Here is a 535-nt window from a genome sequence, read left to right as displayed (position 1 = left end):
GGCGGCAACACCTACAACATCACGCAGGAATTCCACGGCTACAACGGCACACCACAACAGTTCGCCGCCGAGATGGAACGCGCTGCCCGCCAGGGCCTCGCGACACTGACGCCGGTCTAGGGGAATGGAATATCGATGAACAACTGTGACCCCGACTTCAACGGCGGCTATCCCGTCCTGTTGATCATGCGCGACTTCGATCCTACGAGTCCCACGTTCGAGCAGGACATCGTCACCGTGCCGATCTTCGGACCGGACTTTGTGGGACAGGGCATTTCACTGCTCGAAGGGTACTCGGGTTTCTACCACACACCGATCACCCAGATCCGGGAGAACGCCGCCTATCAGCCCGGTTCGACACCGTCAGACTATCCGCGAGTCGAGGAACGCATCCTCGACTGCGACATCGGCGTGCAAGGCCGGAACTGGGCAGAGTTCGTGCAGGTCGAAACCTTGCTGTGGAAGATCATGAAGCCGCCGAAGGGCAAGCGCCCGGATTTCGTGTTGCGCTTCTACTTCGGTCCCGGCGAGGATG

At 60.2% G+C, this 535-nt stretch carries 1 protein-coding gene; it reads left to right on the top strand.

The features are described 5' to 3' along the window. Positions 1–135 precede the first annotated feature (135 nt). Positions 136–535 (top strand): hypothetical protein (locus tag AC3XQU_RS22845; RefSeq protein ID WP_489876447.1); only part of this gene is annotated, 400 nt, incomplete at its 3' end.

Source organism: Telluria sp. AZSoR62 (genome assembly GCF_058111565.1).
Note: the sequence above shows the minus strand (reverse complement) of the source record. Positions and strands in the feature narration are given on the sequence as shown.